At 24.8% G+C, this 3,606-nt stretch carries 5 protein-coding genes and 1 pseudogene; 5 read left to right on the forward strand and 1 reads right to left on the reverse strand.

Annotated elements, in window-relative coordinates; translation table 11 throughout:
- Positions 1–258, reverse strand: a 258-nt coding sequence (locus CLOBL_RS26795; protein WP_143323969.1) for a hypothetical protein, incomplete at its 3' end; no start/stop codon positions are given.
- A gap of 267 nt (positions 259–525) precedes the next feature.
- Between CLOBL_RS26795 and CLOBL_RS26800 the strand changes: the two genes are divergently transcribed.
- From CLOBL_RS26800 to CLOBL_RS29230, 5 genes and pseudogenes are all read left to right on the forward strand, one after another.
- Entirely contained in the window at positions 526–1,335 is an 810-nt protein-coding gene (locus CLOBL_RS26800) for a hypothetical protein (RefSeq protein ID WP_077861782.1), read from the forward strand.
- Between the two features lie 304 nt (positions 1,336–1,639).
- Complete coding sequence (locus CLOBL_RS28815) at positions 1,640–2,125, forward strand: DUF2971 domain-containing protein (protein WP_242953939.1); 486 nt, start codon at positions 1,640–1,642, stop codon at positions 2,123–2,125.
- Positions 2,122–2,436 carry a hypothetical protein gene (locus CLOBL_RS28820; RefSeq protein WP_242953940.1) on the forward strand — a complete coding sequence of 105 codons (315 nt, stop codon included), beginning with the start codon at positions 2,122–2,124 and terminating at the stop codon, positions 2,434–2,436. Before CLOBL_RS28815 ends, CLOBL_RS28820 begins: the two co-directional genes overlap by 4 nt.
- 209 nt (positions 2,437–2,645) lie before the next feature.
- Positions 2,646–3,215 (forward strand): hypothetical protein, encoded by a 570-nt coding sequence (locus CLOBL_RS26810; RefSeq protein ID WP_077861783.1) that lies wholly within the window; start codon positions 2,646–2,648, stop codon positions 3,213–3,215.
- A gap of 315 nt (positions 3,216–3,530) precedes the next feature.
- Positions 3,531–3,606 (forward strand): annotated as a pseudogene (locus CLOBL_RS29230) (hypothetical protein); the annotation flags it as partial.

Here is a 3,606-nt window from a genome sequence, read left to right on the forward strand (position 1 = left end):
TGTAAGGGTATCATAGTTAAGTGATTTATTCATCTTCTCGAATAAAGTTTCATATACAGAATTAATTTTTGCAAGGGTATCATAATTAAGTGATTTGTTGATCTTCTCGGATAAAGTTTCATATGCAGAATTAATTTTTGTAAGGGCATCATAGTTAAATGATTTGTTTATTTTATTGAATACAGTGTTTATATTTGATGTGCTTTGCAATGAGGTATTATATTTATTATCAGTTGATTCATTAAGTTCTTGACTCATAATGACTCCTCCTATTGTGGCATATAAGCAAATTTTTGTACTAATTTTATAATAGCATTTTTTTACTATGATGTCTTATTTAAACTTTACGCTAAGAAAAGATTTATGCTAATGTGATGCAAGTTGTGTAAACTTTAAAAAAGTTACTTTTATAAGGTGAATCTGATATTAATGCTATATAAATAACATAAAGTTTTTAAACTAAAATGGGAGGATTTTATAATTTAAAGAAGAACAATATACATATCGAAGAAAGGAGAGAGATTTATGAATTTATATGAGACGAAAGAGATATCAAAATATGAAGAATTGTTGGAAGAAGACGATGAGTCTTTTATGAATTTTTGTCCTGAATGTGGTATTGAGACAACTTTTAAGAGGAGTACTTGGTATAATGAAAAAAGAAAGAATATAAATATTGTTAAGTTTAATTATACTCCTGTTGATGGTAAATTTGACAATTCGTCGTATATTATTTCAGAAGTATTTGATTATAACAATAAAGCTACTAATAATTTAAATAAAGGGGCTTTATTTGTTCAAGAATATGAATGTTGCATAAATAATAAACATAAAAAATATAATATTTATTATAAATGTGGAAATAAAATTATAAAAATTGGTCAATATCCATCAGAAGTTGATAATGGCAGCAGTGAATTAATAGAAAAAATAAAAAAAATTTGTGATAAAATGGATTCTAAAGAAATAATTAAATATACTAAAACTGCATTAATTATGGAATCATATGGCTATGGGATAGCAAGTCTTTTGTATATCAGAAGAGCTTTTGAAAAACTAATAGCAATATCTGAAAATAAGCAGGAAATTGATAATACAGGAATAACTATGAAGGAAAGGATTAAAAGAAATAAATTCCTTCCAGAACAAATAAAGAATGATTCGCGAATATATAATATAATAAGTGAAGGTATCCATAATCAAACTGAAGAGGAATGTATGAAGCTATTTAAGGTTATAAAAACAGGATTAATAATACTTATAGCTAAAACATATGCATATGTAGAAGAGAAGAAACAATTAGAAGAGCTTAGTAAAAATGTTAGTGCACTTTAAAATGCATGAGATTGTTTTGATTATATTAATTAAAATTAGTGTATATCAGTAAATATTATATGCAAAATTGTACTATTTTATTTTCAAGAGCAAAAAATAATAAAAAATTATAAAATACTTAAAAGCTGATTAATAAAGGTTTTATAAGATATATAATAATATTAATGAATATTATTATACAAGCATTATTTTACCTGCTGGGAGTACCAATATATAATAAAGCTGGATTAGCCAGTTCAATTAATCCAGCTTTATTTTTGTTTGCAGTAATTTATGATATTATTATATTGGGGAGGGATATAATATGAGAAAATACATGAGATTGATGGAAGAAAAAAGTTTTCATGAGGCAAATAATTATAGAATTGAAAACATTTCTAAAACATTATTTAAGTTTATGTATCTTAGTGAGGTTCCTAAATGTAAAGAGAAATGCAAACTTGAAAATTTCAATGATATAAAAATTAAGTCTATTGAAAATAAAGAGTTTTGGATGTCAACTCGTGATAATCTTAATGATCCATTTGAATTAAAATCGTTATATATAAATGAGGAAAAAATTAATAAATATAATTATCCAGTTGAAATAATACAAAAATTAATTAAATCTTATCAAGAAGGCGTTTTAATAGGTTACTTTACAACTAATTTAGAAAGTAATATGCCTATGTGGGCGCATTATGCTAATAACCATAAGGGGGGGTGTATTGGATATACTGTAAAAAAACTAAGTTTTTCTTCCCAATATCCTATGATGGGGAACGTGCTCCCGCGAATGTTGTTTATATGAATTATATAAATCTTATAACCAAAGAAATTAAGGGTACAATTTCAAATGACAAAAAAGAACAATTAGAATTATACCAGAGTTTACTTTTTCATAATACTATTATTAAGCACAGCTTTTGGGATTATGAAAATGAGTATAGGATACCATTTCTTAAATTAGAGGCGAGTCGACTTGTGAATGTAAATGAAAAAGGTGGACTGGTTACGAACAGTATTTTAGGTATAGAAATAAATGCTATATGTATCAGAATGTCTTGTAGTGATATATATACAGACAAATTGATAAAGATAGGAAAAAAAGTTATAAGTTAATGTATATAAAATGTACGTTGATGATAATTTAGATAAATTTGAATTAAGTTATAAAATCGTAGAACAATAAAATTATCATGTAATAATTGCAGTTAATGTTAGAAAATATTGACCACATTTTTTATAAAACTGTATTATTTATTAATTTAATAAGGATTTTTAGGCATTATGTAGAATTACTTAATAAAATAATGTTTTGAGGTGATAAGATGAATAATAACTATATTGATATTAATAATATATCTAGCAAAATTGCATATGAGCAGGAATCGGATTACAGAACAAAGGATGAGTTAAAAAAAAGTGGTAAAATTGTAGTTCACAGAGGTAAAAGCGAAGTGAAAAGTGTAGACGATATCGGAAAAGAAGTATCTCAAATAGTAAAAGATGCATTAAGAAAGACAGACTGTAAATATGGAATTGTAGAAAATATACACATAGAAACTTTTAATGCAAAATATTTGGATGGATTATATAGAATATGCCATATAAAAGATCATCCAGAATGTGAGAAAATTACATTAAAAGAATATCATGATACTCTTGTAGCAAAATATTCAGCTTTATTTTATATATTGAGACATGAATTAGACGAATTAAAAATTAAACAAAAAGATGATAAGATAGATATTAAATATGGCGATTTAAATAAATTTGTTGATGTTTTAAATAAAATAAATAATAATTTAAAAGATGGAAAGTATTACTTAGATCCTGACGATAGTGATAAATTTGTTAATACTAATTTCTTTAATAAAGTTAGATGGAGAAGCAAATAAGTTGTACTATTTTATTTTTGAAGCTAAAGTATAATGAAAAATTATAAAATGTAGTTATGCTAATAATAAATAGTTGCAGCTCTTTTTTTATAAAAACAATAAGTTTGTGGTGCAATAATGGTGCAGTAGATTGTACAAATTATAGAAAATAATAAGCCGCAATGAAAAAACAGAACTGATAAAATAGACTAAATACTAATACCTACAGAATGATGCATACTGAATAGAAAATGATTTAATCGAATCCAAAAATCGTAAGTAATAAAAACTATTACTAAATGAGAGTGCAGAAATGAGCGATAGTTATATAAGCTACTTAATGAATATTCTCCTAAGATTCAAAGATACAGTATTGATGAATGTTTTATGGATGCTACTCATTTTAAAGAAT

The organism is Clostridium sp. BL-8, from assembly GCF_002006495.1.
Lineage (GTDB): Bacteria > Bacillota > Clostridia > Clostridiales > Clostridiaceae > Clostridium.

What these genes read in the sequence shown, in the direction of transcription:
- CLOBL_RS26800 (WP_077861782.1), top strand. Translation starts at nt 526, where the DNA reads ATGAATTTATATGAGACGAAAGAGATATCAAAATATGAAGAATTGTTG.
- CLOBL_RS28815 (WP_242953939.1), top strand. Translation starts at nt 1,640, where the DNA reads ATGAGAAAATACATGAGATTGATGGAAGAAAAAAGTTTTCATGAGGCA.
- CLOBL_RS28820 (WP_242953940.1), top strand. Translation starts at nt 2,122, where the DNA reads ATGAATTATATAAATCTTATAACCAAAGAAATTAAGGGTACAATTTCA.
- CLOBL_RS26810 (WP_077861783.1), top strand. Translation starts at nt 2,646, where the DNA reads ATGAATAATAACTATATTGATATTAATAATATATCTAGCAAAATTGCA.